General features: G+C 35.3%; 8 protein-coding genes. 2 read left to right on the top strand and 6 right to left on the bottom strand.

Annotated elements, in window-relative coordinates:
- Together PQF96_RS27570 and PQF96_RS27565 are read right to left on the bottom strand one after the other, a co-directional pair.
- The coding region (locus tag PQF96_RS27570; protein WP_408629620.1) for a lytic transglycosylase domain-containing protein at positions 1-1,574 on the bottom strand (1,574 nt) is incomplete at its 3' end.
- 264 nt (positions 1,575-1,838) lie between these two features.
- Entirely contained in the window at positions 1,839-3,026 is a 1,188-nt protein-coding gene (locus PQF96_RS27565; protein WP_109436226.1) for a phosphoglycerate kinase, read from the bottom strand.
- Positions 3,027-3,411: 385 nt separating this feature from the next.
- Between PQF96_RS27565 and PQF96_RS27560 the strand changes: the two genes are divergently transcribed.
- Positions 3,412-4,566 carry a DNA polymerase III subunit gene (locus tag PQF96_RS27560; RefSeq protein WP_109436227.1) on the top strand — a complete coding sequence of 385 codons (1,155 nt, stop codon included), beginning with the start codon at positions 3,412-3,414 and terminating at the stop codon, positions 4,564-4,566.
- 24 nt (positions 4,567-4,590) lie between these two features.
- Positions 4,591-4,989, top strand: a complete 399-nt coding sequence (locus PQF96_RS27555; protein WP_109436228.1) for a DoxX family protein — start codon at positions 4,591-4,593, stop codon at positions 4,987-4,989.
- A 205-nt stretch (positions 4,990-5,194) separates the two neighbouring features.
- Here the strand turns inward: PQF96_RS27555 and PQF96_RS27550 are convergent, their stop codons facing one another.
- The 4 genes from PQF96_RS27550 to PQF96_RS27535 all read right to left on the bottom strand — a co-directional run.
- Positions 5,195-8,143: a carbohydrate-binding protein gene (locus PQF96_RS27550; protein WP_271770227.1), complete on the bottom strand. Its 2,949-nt coding sequence runs from the start codon at positions 8,141-8,143 to the stop codon at positions 5,195-5,197.
- Positions 8,144-8,446: 303 nt separating this feature from the next.
- Complete coding sequence (locus PQF96_RS27545) at positions 8,447-12,580, bottom strand: T9SS type A sorting domain-containing protein (RefSeq protein ID WP_271770225.1); 4,134 nt, start codon at positions 12,578-12,580, stop codon at positions 8,447-8,449.
- A gap of 301 nt (positions 12,581-12,881) precedes the next feature.
- On the bottom strand, positions 12,882-13,838 hold the full coding sequence (locus PQF96_RS27540; RefSeq protein ID WP_109436231.1) for a PorP/SprF family type IX secretion system membrane protein: 957 nt from the start codon (positions 13,836-13,838) through the stop codon (positions 12,882-12,884).
- Positions 13,839-13,932: 94 nt separating this feature from the next.
- A partial coding sequence (locus tag PQF96_RS27535) for a T9SS type B sorting domain-containing protein (protein ID WP_271770223.1) occupies positions 13,933-17,199 on the bottom strand: 3,267 nt, incomplete at its 5' end.

The raw sequence follows: 17,199 nt of genomic DNA, 5'->3' as shown, positions 1-17,199 counted from the left end.
ATATCGTTCCAATTTTTAAGATTTTCTACAGAAATACCTTTAAATTTTTGTGAAATACTCCATAAGGTGTCTCCAGTCTTTACTGTATAGGATTCTGAACTGCTGCTTACTGCCTTTGCTGTAGTCTTAGAAGTTGTTGTTTTGGTTCGACTTACAACTGGTCTTCGAGGGTAAACGGTAAGACGTTGACCAATTCTTAGATTATTGCTACGTAAACCATTCCATTTTTTTAACTGGCTTACTCTAACTCCGTATCTCCTTGCGATTTTTCCTAAATAATCACCACTACGAACTCTGTATCGAATTCTATCACTGGCTTCAGAGTATTTTGGAAGCGGTTTTTCACGTTTATCAAAGTCCGCTTTGGCTAATGCATAGATTTGATCTTCATTAGATACAAAAGGGCCTATTTTATCCAAAGGTAAACGTAATACATAATCTTCGTCTTTGATATACGGAATAATGTCCAACTTATATGAAGGATTTAGAAACTGTAATTCTTCGATATCAATATTTACATATTCAGAAACCTGATCCAGGGTAATCATATGTTTTACTTTAATTGTATCGGTTTCAAAATAGGTTACTTCTGGTTTTCTTGGTTTAAAACCGTGTTTGTCTGCATATTCAAAAATATACATGGTAGCTAAAAAGGCCGGTAGGTAACCTGCGGTCTCTCTAGGAAGGTTATGTCTAATATTCCAGTAATTTTTATATCCTCCACTACGTCTAATTGCTTTGGTAACATTACCTGGTCCAGAGTTATATGATGCTAAAGCAAGATCCCAATCTCCAAAAACTTTATATAGATTAGCAAGATATTTACATGCAGCTTTGGTCGACATAATAGGGTCCATACGTTCATCTACATAAGAGCTAACTTCTAAACCAAACATTTTACCTGTACCAAACATAAATTGCCATAAACCTGTTGCTCCAACTCTCGATTTTGCTCTTGGTTTTAAAGCCGATTCTACAATAGCCAGGTATTTTATTTCTAATGGAATATTTTGATTGTCTAATTCCTGTTCAAAAAGAGGAAAATAAAATTCGCTCAAGGCCATTAAACGTCCTAAATGCTCATGACGGTTTTTTAAATATCTTTTAATTACACTTTCTAAAGAAGGATTATATTCTACATTAAAAGGGGTCCTGGCATTTAATTCTGCCAATCTCGCTTTTAATGTATCTGTAGGCAGGTCTACATATTCTACTGGCTCATATGCTAACTCTGTAACTGATTTATAAATAGTATCAAAAAGACTTGAGTTATACAATTCTTGTTTCCAGATAGAATCCAACTCTGACATTCTGGGGTGATCCTTCGCTGCGTAGATTACACTATCCTTTGCACTGGTCGATGTTAGGGTAGTTATTTGCATCTCTCCACTCGTTTTGATCACTTTGGTGGTATCTACCACTCTAATTGTATCTTGTTTCAAAGTCAGATTTTCTTTCAGCAAAATCTCCTTAGCATTTTCAGATTTTGACTGTTCCTGAGGTGGTGTTTCTTGTCCAAATATTGAAACTGAAACCAATAGAAAAGAAAGAAATAATGTGCGATAGTTGTTCATTTTACAAATTCGTTTATTGAAATTGTTTAAAGTTTATAGTTCTTAGAAATTTTGGGGCTATCAATATTGTTACTCATCTTAATTAATGACTATAATAAACATTAATTAACATGTTATCAACAATTACTGCAGCGAAAATCGTATTTTTTTTCTAAACCGCAAAAAATCAGAGCGTTAAAAACACAAAAAAACCGGTTAAAATGTCCGGTTTTTCATAATTTTTTCAAAAAATAAGTGTTTTCTTACATGTTTAGTGGGTTTTTCTTATTTTTCTATTGCAGCTATTCCTGGCAATGTTTTTCCTTCTAAACTTTCTAACATTGCTCCTCCTCCTGTAGAAACATAGCTTACTTTATCGCCAAAACCAAACTGTTTTACAGCAGCAACAGAATCACCACCTCCTACAAGAGAGAATGCTCCTTTTTCTGTAGCTTCTGCTATAGAATGTCCTAAGGCAATCGTTCCCTTGGCAAAATTTTCCATCTCAAAAACACCTAATGGTCCATTCCATAAAATAGTTTTCGATTGTAATATTACCTCATGAAAATTCTTCATCGTTTCTGGACCTGCATCAAGCCCTTGCCATCCGTTAGGTATCATATCCACATCCATTACTGCAGTATTTGCATTGTTGTCAAAGGCATCTGCTCCTAATACATCTACGGGTAAATGAATCTGAACTCCTTTTTCTTTTGCTTTTTTTAGAATTTCTAGAGCAAGCTCTTGCTTATCATCCTCACATATAGAATCTCCTATTTGCCCTCCTTTTGCTTTAATAAATGTATATGTCATTCCACCGCCAACGATAAGGTGATCTACTTTATCGAGGATATTTTCGATAATTGTAATCTTCGAAGATACTTTTGACCCTCCCAGAACAGCAGTTACCGGTTTTTCTCCACTTCTTAACACTTTATCAATACTTTCTATCTCTTTTGCCAATAAGCTACCAAAGCATTTGTTTTCTGGAAAAAACTGTGCTACGATAGTAGTTGACGCATGTGCTCTATGAGCAGTCCCAAACGCATCATTAACATAAATATCACCCAACTTAGATAGTTGTTCTGCAAAACCAACATCTCCTTGTGTTTCGTTTGGATGAAATCTTAAATTTTCTAACAATAATACTTCTCCAGAGTTTAGTGCAGCAACTGCATCCTCTGCTTCTTGTCCAACACAATTCGCTACGTACTTAACCTGAACACCTAAAACATCTGCTACCTCATCTACGATATGTCGCAAAGAAAATTCGTCTTGTACTCCTTTAGGTCTCCCCAGATGAGACATAAGAATTGCGCTACCACCATCCTCCAATACTTTAATTATTGTAGGTTTTGCTGCTTGAATCCTTGTATCGTCTGTTACTTCAAATTTTTCATTAAGGGGTACATTAAAATCTACTCGAATTAATGCTTTTTTATCTTCAAAATTAAAATCGTTGATTGTCTTCATCTTACTGGATTGGTATTAAGCAAACGAAAATAATTCTATTTCGTTAAAAACATCAAAATCTAACAGAAAAATTACGCTAAACCGAATACAAACTTTCACTTTTATCATTTTTTTACAAAAAGGGCTTTTTAAATAAAAAAATCGTATTGTTTTTGGCTATTAAACTTAAAGCAGATTTGAAAACTCTACTTATTGAAAAACTACAATGTTGAGAATAGTTATTTTATTTCAAATGCTGAAGATATCTTAATATTTCCAGCATTTGAAACTTTGTTAAAACCTCAAACTACTTATTTTCAGTTTACATTCTTTTTAAACATGTTCTAATTTTGAATTCATACTTGTCAAATCGTACTTCTTTTTTTCTTATCCACTATATTTGCCTATGCTTTTCTCTAAAATATTAGGATTAAAACATGTCAAAAGCTATTTGACTACAAGTGCTGATCGCAGCAGGATTCCTCATGCACAACTTTTTGTAGGCCCTAATGGTAGTGGCACTCTACCCATGGCTATTGCATATGCACAATATGTATTATGTCAAAATCAGAATGGAGAAAATACAGAGGGTAACCCTGCATGTAATATAAAATTTGATCATCTTGCACACCCAGATCTTCATTTTGTATATCCAGTAGCTGTAAATGATAAGGTAAAAAAGCACCCCGTATCAGATCATTTTGCCGAAGAATGGAGAAGTTTTGTAAACGAGAATCCTTATGGAAGTATTTTTGATTGGTATCTTTCTTTGGGAATAGAAAAAAAGCAAGGGCAAATAGGTGTTGATGAAGCTTTGGAAGTTGTAAAGAAACTTTCGCTAAAAAGCTACGAAGGAGGATATAAGATTATGCTTATCTGGATGGCGGATAAAATGAACATTGCTGCTTCTAATAAACTCCTTAAATTAATAGAGGAGCCTCCAGAAAAAACAATATTTATTCTCATTACCGAAGATGAAGAACAACTGATACAGACCATTCGATCAAGATGTCAGGTAGTACACTTTCCTCCTTTGGGAGAACAAGTGATCAAAGATGCTCTTCTGGAAAATGAAAATATCTCTGATAGTGATGCTCTAAAAATCGCACACCAAGCTAATGGAGACTATAGTAAAGCATTACATCTACTACATCACGATGGTGGAGATGATCAGTTTGAAGAGTGGTTTATACAATGGGTTCGTACTGCTTTTAAAGCCAAAGGAAACAAATCTGCAGTTAATGACCTCATCACTTGGAGTGAGTCTATCGCAGGAACCGGAAGAGAAACACAAAAGAAATTTCTGAAGTATTGTATTGATTTTTTTAGGCAAGCTATGCTTTTAAATTATGGTGCAGAAGATCTTGTATTCTTAGAACCCAATACCAGCGGTTTTAAATTAAAGAATTTTGCTCCTTTTATACATGGATCAAATATAATGGATATCTGTAATGAGTTACAGGATGCTGCATATCATATAGAGCGAAATGGGAATGCAAAAATTATTCTCACAGACCTCTCTATAAAACTTACTCGATTGCTTCACAAAAAAGCTAGCTAACACAAATAATGTAAAGTATTAAACATGGATAATTTTGTTTCGAATATTGTTGCTATAACTATTTTATTATTTCTATTGATCACTTTTTTACAATCTGGAGTGGATAAAATTCTGGATTGGAAAGGAAATTTAGGTTGGTTAAAAGAACATTTTGCAAAAACATTTATGGGCAATATGGTTCCTCTTCTATTATCTGTTGTTTTAGTTATTGAAGTTGTGACTGCACTTTGTTGTATTATAGGAATTTATTATCTCGTTGCTGATAACGAGAATTGTTTTGCTCTTTTGGCTATGTTTTTAGCCTGCATAACGCTTTTAATGCTTCTTTTTGGACAAAGGGTAGCAAAAGACTACGCTGGAGCTTTAACCATCACTTGTTACTTTATAGTAGCTGTTTTTGGGTTGTATATTGTTTCTTTATAAAAAGAATTGTCTTAAAAAATCCGTCAAATTGAATGGTTTTTTGAAGTAACCTCTCGACTCCGCTCGAGGTGACAGAAGAAAAATTGTATCGAAATTAGGCTTTTTGAGTCGAAAACAACTATTCTCGATACAATCTTCCTTTGTCGGATCACTCGAATTAATATAGTTTTCTAACATTGAATTCACGTTAAAAAACTATATTGAATTACTTTATAATTTCGAAAGCCAAAATGGCTTTTATACTTAACTTCGATCCTTTACCCGCCGTAAGACTATTTTGATTATTGTCATTTACTTGTACCAGGTCGCTATTATTAGCTTTTAATGTAAACTGTATGTCTCCTATCTTTTGCCAAGTAAATTTCTCCCAATCTTTAGGTTCTCCTTTATGAGATGCAATAACAGGAATCCCATCTTGATTTAATCGTGCAGAAAAAAGTTTGTTTGTAGCCATTGATTTGATAGCTACTATATTCTCTCTGACACTCAATATTGCAAAACGTTCTTGCTCTCCCACGGTATCTGCAGATGCTGTTATATTTTCTCCTTGAACAGAAAGATACTTTCCTACACCAGATTTTATGGCTACAATTTGCCCTAATGGCACACCTATTTTTTTACCTTTAGCAATATCTCTTAAACGTCTTGCTCGATCTTTAGGGGTTTCTATATTTCCAGAAGGCGTTGATGCATTAACGCTCTTTACTTTTTCTAAAGGATGTGGCTTTTTACTGGAAGAAACATGATCACTAGAGAAACGAAGCCAATTAAGGTTATATAAGTTTTTACCATTTCCTTTAAAAAGACAATATATATCTTTTATTCCTTTAGTTTTTCCTGTTATTGGAGCAGAAACTACTTTCCAACTTTTCCATCCACCTGTATTTGGTATTTTAATACTTGTTAATACTGGACCTGTCAGAGAGTCTATACGTATTTCTAATATTCCTTCTTGAGATGCTGCACTACTCACCATAGCTTTCATGGTTTTTAATTTTCCTTTTCCGAAATCAACACCTTCATACTTTAGCCACCCACCATCATTAATATATCCTACTTGGTTTCCAGGAGGTTGATCACCTTCTGTTGGGGTAATACGTGCATTATCAATACCACTATGTTTATCAATTTGAATAATGTCACCAGCTTTAACAATCGAGTTTTCTTTTGTATTGGAAACTGCAATATTCTTTGGTTTTTTTTGTGGACTATCAACAATAGTATATCCTTTTTCTAATGGGTGTTCTTTAAGACTATTAGGTACTGAACTTGAGGTGATCCGAATCCAATTTACATTATATAAATTAGCACCATCTCCTTTGAATGTGCAAACAATATTCTTTACTCCTTTGGTTTGCTTACTAAATGGAACACTCATTAATTTCCATTTATTCCAACCTCCGGTGTTTTGAATATCTATAGAGGCCAAAATAGGACCATCTTTAGTATCTAGACGTAGCTCTAGAGTTCCTCCGCGTTCTCCTGCTGATACCATGGCTTTAAAATCCTTTAAGTTACCTTCTCCAAAATCTACACGATCATATTTAATCCACCCTTTATCGTTAATATGTCCAACTTGAAATCCTTTTGGTTGTGGTTTTTGTGTTGGGCTTATTCGTGCTTTTTCTATACCATTATGCTCATCAATCTGAATGATATCCCCAATTTTAGTAATTCCTTCTCCACGCTTTTTAGGAACTTTTGCCAAATCTTCGGCTGAAAGCTTATTTTTTACCGATGGTGCTGGCGCTTCTTCTGTCTCATAGGCTAATATCTTATCACTTTCTGGCACATCCTTGGCTGAGAACTTGATCCAATTTACATTAAAGAGATAAGGGTCTTTTCCTTTAAAAACACAAACAATATCTTTAATACCCTTGGTTGTTCCGGTAAACTTGGCAGCAAATGTTTTCCATGTTTTCCAACTACCTGTGTTTTCTATGGTCACCGTAGCAAGCAACGGACCGTCTTGAGTACCTGTTCTAAGCTCTAGGGTACCACCATCACTACCACTGGCAGCACGTACTTTTAGTTCTTGTAAGGTTCCATCACCAAAATTAACTCTATCAAATTTTACCCATGCATTATTTTCTATATAATGAAGTTGAAATCCCCGCGGTTGATTTCCTTCAACGCTACTAACTTTTGCTTTTTCGATACCACTATGCCTGTCTATCTGGATAATATCTCCTGCTTTAGGAGTTCCTATACCTCGCAATGTTGGTTTTATCTGAATAATAGTTCCATCTTCGTTAAATTCCATCTTATCCGCGCACATAGAACGTAATCGATTATTACCACTAACCGACCAATCATGATAAAACAGATACCACTCGCCTTTATACTCTACAAAAGAATGATGATTTGTGCCATTTCCAATATTCTCCATAGCAATCCCTTTATATTCAAAAGGTCCCATAGGATTATCAGCGGTTGCATACTCTATTTGGTAATTATTTTTACCGATTCTAGCGTATGTAAAATAATAAGTATCATTACGTTTAAATAGAAAAGAAGCTTCTCTATATCCTTCATATATAATACCTTCTACATCTTTTGGTTGGTCTTTGATTTCAACCATGTTATCTTTAAGTCCTACTACTTTAAGAGCGCCTTTACCATTACCTCCTCCATAGTACAAATATGCCTTACCGTCATCATCAATAAACAACCCCGGGTCAATCCCCTGTATACCCTTAATATAATGGTCTACTTGTTTAAAAGGACCTGTAGGGTTTTTAGAAGTCGCTACTCCTATTCGTCTAAACGCACTTTTATCTGCTGGGACACCTGGATAGTAGTAGTAATACGTGCCATCTTTATAAATACAATCAGGAGCCCACATCCCATATTGATCTTTTGCTCCCCAAGGCACTTCATTTTGATCCATAATCACTCCATGGTCTTTCCAATTTACCATATCTTCTGTAGAAAACATATGATAGTCTGGCATACAAAACCCATTAGAACCTTGCAATTCATTACAAACATCAACATCATGAGAAGGGTATACATAAAGTCTTCCATCAAAAACACGGGCAGTAGGGTCTGCAGTGTATATATGAGTTACAATTGGATTTTGTCCTAATGCCAAATTACAATAGATGAAAAAACATAATGTAATATGCAGCATTTTAAAAAAGGATAATTTCATAATGCATTTTTTTATAAAAATAATATCTTTCGAAACGTCTGTTTAAAATGAATATGCTAATCTATATAATAAATGGTTAATTGAACATCTATCAATGCAGTGGTTAGTATTGGATAAGAGCAGTTTAAAAATATATAAGCAAACCTTGTTGAAGTTATATTTTTTGATTTGGTATAAAAACAATGTTTTTCAAGAATGAAGCACTTCTTAAATTGATATAAATGATTTTGTAAAGTAAGCTTCCATCAAAAATTAAAAAGAGCACCAAAAAAGGTGCTCTTCTCGTTTTTAATATGATTGATTTTATTTTTTAACCACCCTAACAATAACTTCTTTATTGTCTTTGGTTTCAATCTTTGCAAAATAGATTCCATTGCGAAGATCAGAAATACTGTATGAATTCTGAGTAGTTTCTAAAACAAGCTTACCCATCACATCAAAAACTCTTATGTTTTTGACATCAGCATTTACATTTACTATATCTTCTGATGGATTAGGATACATCATAAAACTATCTGCAATATTGGGCAGGTTATTTTCTGCTTTAAAATAGTAGATTTCTGTATTGTTTGTTGTTCTATTTGCAAATGTGATCACAATACGATACTCTCCTTCTTCTTTAACATTGAATTTTCCTCCAGTATTGATATCAAACCAACGAGAGCTACAACTAGAATCTGTTGTAGGGCAATCATTCTCTAGCGTAATGGCACATGAAATATCATCTAGTTTCTGCCAAACAATAGACGCTCCTTCATTAAATGAAACTTCTAATGCTTCTCCATTTTGATCTTCTATAGAAATAACAGGATAACTTTGTCCCGTAATTGCACAAAAAAGAATTTCATCTGCATATTCTAAAAGAGGTACCTCTTCTATTGCTTCAATAGTGACCTCTTGTGTCACTTCACAACCATTTATATCTTGAACTTTTACAATAAAATTTCCAGATGTGCTCAAAGTAAATATATTACTTGTCTGTGCTGGTATAACCACTACTGATGTAAATGCATCTAATAATTCATAAATATAAGTAGCGTTTCCACCAGAAGCAGCAACTGTTATTTGTGCATCACTATTTGTGGTTAATGGTTCTGTTACTATATCCAGTACTAAAGGACTTGGTTCTGAAATAATAAGATCACTAATAGTAACAGGGCAGCCATTATTATCTTCTACTTCTACTCTATAGGCACCGGCAGAAAGGGTAGCAAAAGAATGTTCTCCTAATATTCCATCCATATTATCCTCTATAAAAGTGTATAGTGCATCACCACTACCTGTATATAAAGAAAAGAAATATGGTGAAGTCCCACCAGTGACATTGACTGTAATTGTTCCATTCTGATCTCCATTACAACTTACAGGGTTTACAGACGCATCAGCAACCAACTCTGATGGTTGAGAAACAATAAATGGAATATATACAGGAGTGCTTCCAGAGCTTTCTACTTTATACAAATACGTTCCTGCAAATAAATTATTAAATAGACCATCTTCTTTAGGGCCAACAGTTACTGAAGACCCCAGGAAACTAGTCCCTGTTAACGTATAGTTATATACTCCAGAACCACCAGAAACTTCAGAATTTATAGCAGCTGTTGCTTCAGAAAAACAGGTAATATTAGTATTTTCTAAATTCAATACTACAGAAAGTTCTTCAGGTACCGAATCAATAACAACTGAGCCTTCAAACTTACAACCATTACTGTCTTCAACGGTAATAGAGTAATTACCTGAAACTAAATTTGTAAAAACATTAGTTGATACTGGTGAAGCATTATTTATAGAATAGCTATACGGTGCTACTCCCCCCAAAGTATGTATTATGATTTCACCAAAACCTTGTGGGTTTGTTGGTTGTGTTACATTAATATCCACTGTGAGTTCATCTGTCTTTTCTAAAACTATACTTGCTTGGAAAACACATGATGTAGGCAAGCCTCCTATCTGACGTATATTTACAGTGTACGTTCCTGCTTCAGTTAATCCTGTAAATTCTGAGGAAACCTGATATGGTAACGCAACTCCGCTTCCAGAGATTAATTGATATTCGTATTGATTTGAAGCATTTTCTACTCTTAGAGTTCCTGGATTACCACATGCTATTTGCTCAACCACAACAAGATTTACATCAAAGTTGTTTTGAAACACATTAAAATAAAAAGGAATGGCACAATCTCCATTAAAGGTTGCTATTATTCTATATTCACCAGCCTGTTCTACTGTATAACTGCCAATATCTGTACTTACCTGTATCCAATCTCCTTCACAAGCCCCAAAGTCAACAACTGGTGTAGGACAATTAGGGTCTCTCGTTACAGAAGGGCATGCAGCTGGGTCTAATCGTTCCCAAATCACTGTTGTACCAGCTGGGAAATTTATTGGGACATTAAGCGTAGTACCCGCACCACATAAAACTATTTCTGGCAAAGGATCTCCTGTAATAGGGCAAGTTCGTATATTACCATTTACAACAGGATTAGATCCTAAGTTGTTAGCTATATCCACTACCGGATTTGTAACTGTCGTAAAACCTTCAACGATAAAAGTCTGTTGGATATCCTGACATCCAGGAACCCCCGTACTCAAAACAGTATAGGTTCCTTGGAGAGTAGCGGTTATCGTTTGAGCATTTGGAAATATAACTGTTGGATCATCTGCATAGGTCCAGGTATAATTAGTAAACCCAGAACCTGCAGTAAGCTCCAAAGAACCTGTGCAAATAAAAACAAGTTGACTTTCTGTAAAGCAAACACCATCATTAATCAAAGTATTAGAAGGAACCATAACATCAAATCCACAAGAATCTTGATTCGAAATACTTTCTCCTGTATTTGTAACACCAGAATCAACACCAGTATATGTGTATGTTGCTAAATTATTAATCTCATTGGAGCATGCATCTCTTAAATCTGCACATGTAGGGATAACCTGCACTCCAAAACGAACTGTATGAACTCCTCCATTTTGAACTAAAAGGTTATCGGCAACTGTAATATTGATTTCTCGACTCGTTCCGTTAAAAGTAGCAACAATACCCGGGTTGCTCGTAGTAATGCTACCTATTGTAAAATCTACATTATCAGGAAGTACATCTCGAACTGTAGTTGCAGTAATATCTTCATTACCTCTATTTTCTATCATTAACTCATAAAATAACTGATCTGCAAAATTTACAGATTCCCCCGTGATATCAATTCCATTGGCATCCAATACGCGTTCGGTTACTATAAGTTCTGGTTCTATAACTTCTACCTGGATAGAATTAAAAAATATACTATATCCATCTCCGGCGGATGAAGTAAAAAAAGTTGAAGAGGTTTGATTATTGCCTATAACAGTATTATTTGGGTTGGGAATATCAAAAATATCAAGGTCAAAGCCTAAAGTATTCTCAGAACTAGGAGTTCGATTGGTTACATAGCTACCATCCACAGATATTGAGCTATCAAAAAAGTTTCCATTTGGATTTGCAGGAGCAGTAAATATATCTTGTCTTATCAAATCTGGTCTTTCTATTTGAAATATATCTCCGGCAAACGGTCTATCTCCTTCTAAAGTTGCAACTGCATATCTTGCACGTACAGGACTTGGAGCAGGTGCTGTCTGAAAACCACTATATGTAAAGCTCTTTAAGCATCCAGGGTCTACTATACTACAAGGTTGATTATTAATATATCCTTGCTGACTACTTATGTATTTTTTGGATAATGAATTATCTTCATATGCAATTACCAAAACCCATCCTCCTGATATACCATTAGTATTAAAACCAGAAAAACCAGTTGAGGCCCTCATATTAGCAACTGTATAGGTCCCGTCTGGTGTAGGTAAATCTTTTATAATATTAGTTACATCGGTATAACATACATATGGAATATCAAATACTGCTGTATTACTAGGGTTGGTAGGAGTATTACGATATCCATCAAAGATTACCTGTGTATCGGCAGATGGGATATCAATATAATCAACAACTCCTGGCGGCTTAAATTTTAATGTTCTAAAATCAGGCCTATTATCAGGAAAAGGCAAGTTATCATATAATACATTGTCACTATTAGTAGCACTTCGATCTACAAAATAAGTAGCTGCCCAATACAGACCAGCATAAGCAACTTTTGCACAAGACCCACTGCTAGTAAATACTGCACTACTGGAGCTAAAAGTACTTTGATCATTATCAACATCGATATAATCAAATATTTTCTGATTGTTTGATGTATTTCCGTTGTAATTATCACTTGGTGTATATATAACACCGTCTAATACTTGGTTAAGACCAACAATAGTGTTTCCTATCGTTTTTAATTCTCCGTTTATCGTTATTGTGCTATTTTGAACCGGTGAAAAAGGTACTTGGGAGAATGATTGAATACAGAAAAAAATAAAGGCAGCCCATATGACTCCTTTAAAATGTAAAGGTTTTTTCATTTGTGTGTTTGATTAAATTGGTTAATATTGATTATGCTTTATTACCAATAAATATAGGATAAAAACACTATGTGAATCCCTAAAGCAGGTCACAAAAATTAGTTAATTTTTTCTACCAAATTGATTTGGTTTTACACTTTGTTTTCTGATAAATACAAGCTTAATTCTATGTAAGAAAATTATGTCAAAAAAATTAAATTGTTAATAAGAAGAAGAGATTGGTTTATATGATATAATGAAAAAAGTCACGCTCAAAAATTGAGCGTGACTTTTTTGATTATACTTATTTTATGCGTTTCTACTAGTAAGTACATCCACACTTACTTTGTCTACATCCAAAATCAAACCCTAAGGTGATCATATGAGATCCTGCTGCTGTAGTAGGCTCTAAGACCTCATTAACGTTTACCTGGTATCCATAAGCCACATAAAAATTAGCCTTTTTAATCCCCAACATAGGAGATACCGAAAGAGGTTTAAAATCCTGATCTACCAAAGATCTAACACTCACTCCCACCCAGTAATAATCTCCTCTATGCAGTTTACGAACTTTCAAATTAAGATCGGTAGTAGAACGACCATCTCCAGAAAAGTTTTGATACAAAACAGAAGGTTCTATCTCGATATCGCTAAATCTATGATAAAAGGTATACCCAGAATATAGATAATAATTTTGTATCTGCGAAGGTTCTGTTGGATTGAAATCATCGATCTCTTTCTGTAGCAAATTAACTGCATTCGCACTCAAAAAGAACCTACCTATACGATATAACAATCCGATGTCAAAGTTAGAATCGTTAACTGATATATCTGCTAAACCTGGATTAAATGGGTTATCAGGGTTTCCGTTATTGAACTCAGAAGTATCAATACCAAACTGAGTAAACTTATAACTAATACCAAATGAAAGATATTGATTGTTATATTCACTTAATGTTAAATGGTGGGCAAAAGATAATTGAACTCCTTTTTGTGTCGTAAATCCATTTTGATCATTGAAAAGAATTGCTCCTACTCCAGAACGATCAGATATCCTACCATCTATCGATAGGGATTGTGTTCCGGGAGAATCTTCAATACTCACCCATTGCTCAAAACCAGAAGCTCTGATCTGCCAACAATCTCCAATACCCGCATACGCAGAGGATATCAAATATGGGTTATCTGCGATGTACTGGTTTTGAACAGGAGCCGAAAACTCCTGGGCAAAAATGCAATAACTTGCAAATAGACTAAATATTACAATATACTTCTTCATCTAACATTAAAAATTACAGATCGTTAACTTTTTTCTCTTTCTATTTCCTTTGGTTCTATCCATATGGTCTTATAACTCACTTACCTTCTATATATTATCTATATAGTGTAAAGTGACCAGTAAACTCTCTATTGTCTACATCGTTCAAGATGATAGTGTACCAATAATCACCAGATGGAAGCATCTTCCCTTGATACGTTCCAGACCATCCTTGTTGATCTCCTTTAAACTCTTTTAACATACGACCGTATCTATCAAATATGGTTACTTCCATGTTTTCAAAGAAGAATGGGTCATCTATATTAGGAGTAATTTGTCTAGGGTACCAAAAACGTTCTTCTATAGAAGTATTTGGATTATTTGGTGTAAAGTAATTTGGAATACGAATATTGATATATGTCAAATTCACAACTACACGCACTTCACAACCATCTGCATCTACAACTCTTAAAACATAATCCGCAGTCTCACGAATTACAAAGATATTTCCATCTAACTCAGTAAAGTCTGAAGGTTCTAATTCCTCTAAAGTTGTTCCTTCATCTAACATGGTGAAAGAGAACGCGTAGAATGGATCGTTTTCAAATTGTCTTCCTCCAGATGCCAAAATTCTATATTCATTAGGATCCTGAGGGTTATTGGTCATCTCAGCAACAGGTATCGCTAATGGTGTATACTCAATAATCTCTATCGTTCCGATAGTTCTTGTACATAATTGAGATTCCATCACACCTTCATACTCTCCAGGAGCTACTTCAAAAGTTCCTGTCAAATTCGAGTTACTAGGAGGGTTAGGTGTACCATTTATACCATTTAAGGTATAAATAATATCTAATCCTTCTGACTCGGCAATGATATTAAAGTCAATAAAGTATTGCTCTTCACTAGTCATAACAGGATTCATTGGATCGGTATAATCATAGATAGGACATACTAATCTTGGCTCTAACGTTGCGTCAAGGTTAACCCCAGGCACAATATCAATAGCCACTGCACCCTGGCAATTAGGATTGTTCTGCGAATCTCTAATAAACACAGTACTCACTCCTCCAGGAAGATTATCAACAAATAACGCGGTTGGATCTGGTACTGGTAGATATGTTACTCCATCAATACTCCAGAAATACACCGGACTTGCAGGTGGAACTGGTTGTAAACCTCCGGTAATAGATATCGTCGCTGTACCGTTCATATCTCCAGCACATTCTTCGGGTGTTTGTGCAGTTACAGTACCTAGAATCGGATCTGGCTCGATAATTAAAATATCTATAACTTCTCTTGGACATCCATTATTATCTTCTACCTCTACTCTATATGTATCTGCTGGTAAATCTGTAAATGTATGTTCTCCTATTGGTAATTCAGAATCATCTTCTATAAAGGTAAATACAGCATCTCCAGCACTATTATATAATGAGAAGAAATATTGAGGAGAAGTACCTCCTACAGCTGTTACTCGTATCGTACCATCAGTTTCTCCATTACACGAAATTGGCGTTTCAAAAGCTTCTACTATAAACTCATCAGGTTGAATAATTGTAAACGGTCGAACAACATCAACACAATCTCCACTAGTTACCGTATAAGTATACGTTCCTGCAAGTAAGTCTCCAAAGAAACTTGTCGTCTGCGTATCAGTAGCTGTAGGTCCTGGTAAGTTTACAGGATTCCCTAAATAATCCGTACCATTAACTCTATATCCATAATTACCTAATCCTCCTGTTGCCACAGCATCTACAGAACCTGTTGGCTCTCCAAAACAAACAATATTAAAATTGTTCATATCTAATGTAGCATCCAATGGATCAGGGTTTCTAACCTGAATTCTGGTAGAGGCAGGAGATTCACATAAATTACCATCACGGACATAGAAATCATAATCACCTTCTGGTAAATTAAGGAAAGTATCACCAGCCTGATACACTATTGGAGCTGCTACGCCAGTAGTTATATTAGTGAAAATATAACCATACGTATAGCCTCCAACTCCGCCACCACCTGTAACTAGTATATTGTTAGGATTAGCCGTTAAACAACTTATTCCTGTAGGAGTTACATCAACTGTAACTGCAGGGGGAGCAGTAATCACTACTGGATTCTGAATTGCCTCACAAGTCAAGTTATCAGAAACCGTAACAATATAGTTTCCTGGCTTTAGATCTATCCACTGGAACGTATCTGTACCATTATTTACTCTTGCAGATACCGATCCATCAGGTAATGTTAAGGAGAAGAAATATGTACCTACTCCCTGACCACCTGTTGCTGTAGCTGTAATTACACCATCTTCGCTATCTGCACAATCTAATGTGGTCGGCGCGATTGGGTTGAGTACAAGTGGCACCGGTGGCTGAATATTAATGGTATCCGTTTGCTCACATCCTCTGGAGTCTCTAACTCTTACTACATAATCTATTCCAGCAGGAGCAACGCCTCCATCCAATCCGAAATCTCCGAATCTTGGATCACTACCAAAGGCAACTAATATACCTCCTACTGCATCTTCTAACTGATACTCTAAGGTTCCTGTACCTCCACTAGCAACAGCTTCTATTAAAGCATCATCACCTCCCGGAGCAGGTGGATTACAACTCTCGTTTCGTATTTGATTTGCTGTCACCAAAATAGCAGGGGGTTGTGTAATTGCTACTACATTCGAAGTAGCATCACAGAATGGGGTATTTGTTGCTGTAACCACAACTGTTATGTCTCCTGCTAGTAATCCTGGGATATTTAACCCCGTAGCTGGATCTGTCGTGGTATTACCACTTCCAGAAACCGTAGTCACCGGTACTGTACTACTATTGGTAGCAACATATGTATATGGACCTGTGTATCCAGTAACAATTAGGTTAACTGAACCATCTGGTGGACTCGTATTAAAACATGTAATATCATTTCCTAAGGTTATCGCAGCCTCTATTGTATCAAATTGAGCAATAGGATAAGCTGGAGTATCTATAGTACATGTAGTCGTCTGATCTAAAATCTGAAATACATAATTACCAACACTTGGTAATGTAAATACTGCTCTGGTTTCTATCTCTGGTGTACCTACATCATCTAATGTTCCTGCAGCTACAACTATTGGTGGTGCAGGTAAAATACCAGTTCCACTTAGGGCTGTAAAGGTAAATGGACCTGTTCCTCCTGTAATCGATACAATCACAGTCTCTGGATTAGTACATGAAATGACTCCATTATTAACAGCACTCGTATCTCTAGTAATCGTTGGATCTGTCATGATCGCAAATGGTGGAACAATAACATCAAAGGTTGTGAACACACAATTATTCTCATCTGTCACAGTAATACTATAGGTACCAGCAACAGGAGCAGTAATATCATATTGAACATCGGC

Source organism: Aquimarina algiphila (assembly GCF_947494415.1).
GTDB lineage: Bacteria > Bacteroidota > Bacteroidia > Flavobacteriales > Flavobacteriaceae > Aquimarina > Aquimarina algiphila.
The sequence above is the reverse complement of the archived record's forward strand: the minus strand, read 5'-3'. Positions and strand labels throughout refer to the sequence as shown.

Excerpts from the sequence above, each read along its gene's own strand:
- PQF96_RS27565 (WP_109436226.1), bottom strand. The coding sequence starts at position 3,026 with ATGAAGACAATCAACGATTTTAATTTTGAAGATAAAAAAGCATTAATT.
- PQF96_RS27560 (WP_109436227.1), top strand. The coding sequence starts at position 3,412 with ATGCTTTTCTCTAAAATATTAGGATTAAAACATGTCAAAAGCTATTTG.
- PQF96_RS27555 (WP_109436228.1), top strand. The coding sequence starts at position 4,591 with ATGGATAATTTTGTTTCGAATATTGTTGCTATAACTATTTTATTATTT.
- PQF96_RS27550 (WP_271770227.1), bottom strand. The coding sequence starts at position 8,143 with ATGAAATTATCCTTTTTTAAAATGCTGCATATTACATTATGTTTTTTC.
- PQF96_RS27545 (WP_271770225.1), bottom strand. The coding sequence starts at position 12,580 with ATGAAAAAACCTTTACATTTTAAAGGAGTCATATGGGCTGCCTTTATT.
- PQF96_RS27540 (WP_109436231.1), bottom strand. The coding sequence starts at position 13,838 with ATGAAGAAGTATATTGTAATATTTAGTCTATTTGCAAGTTATTGCATT.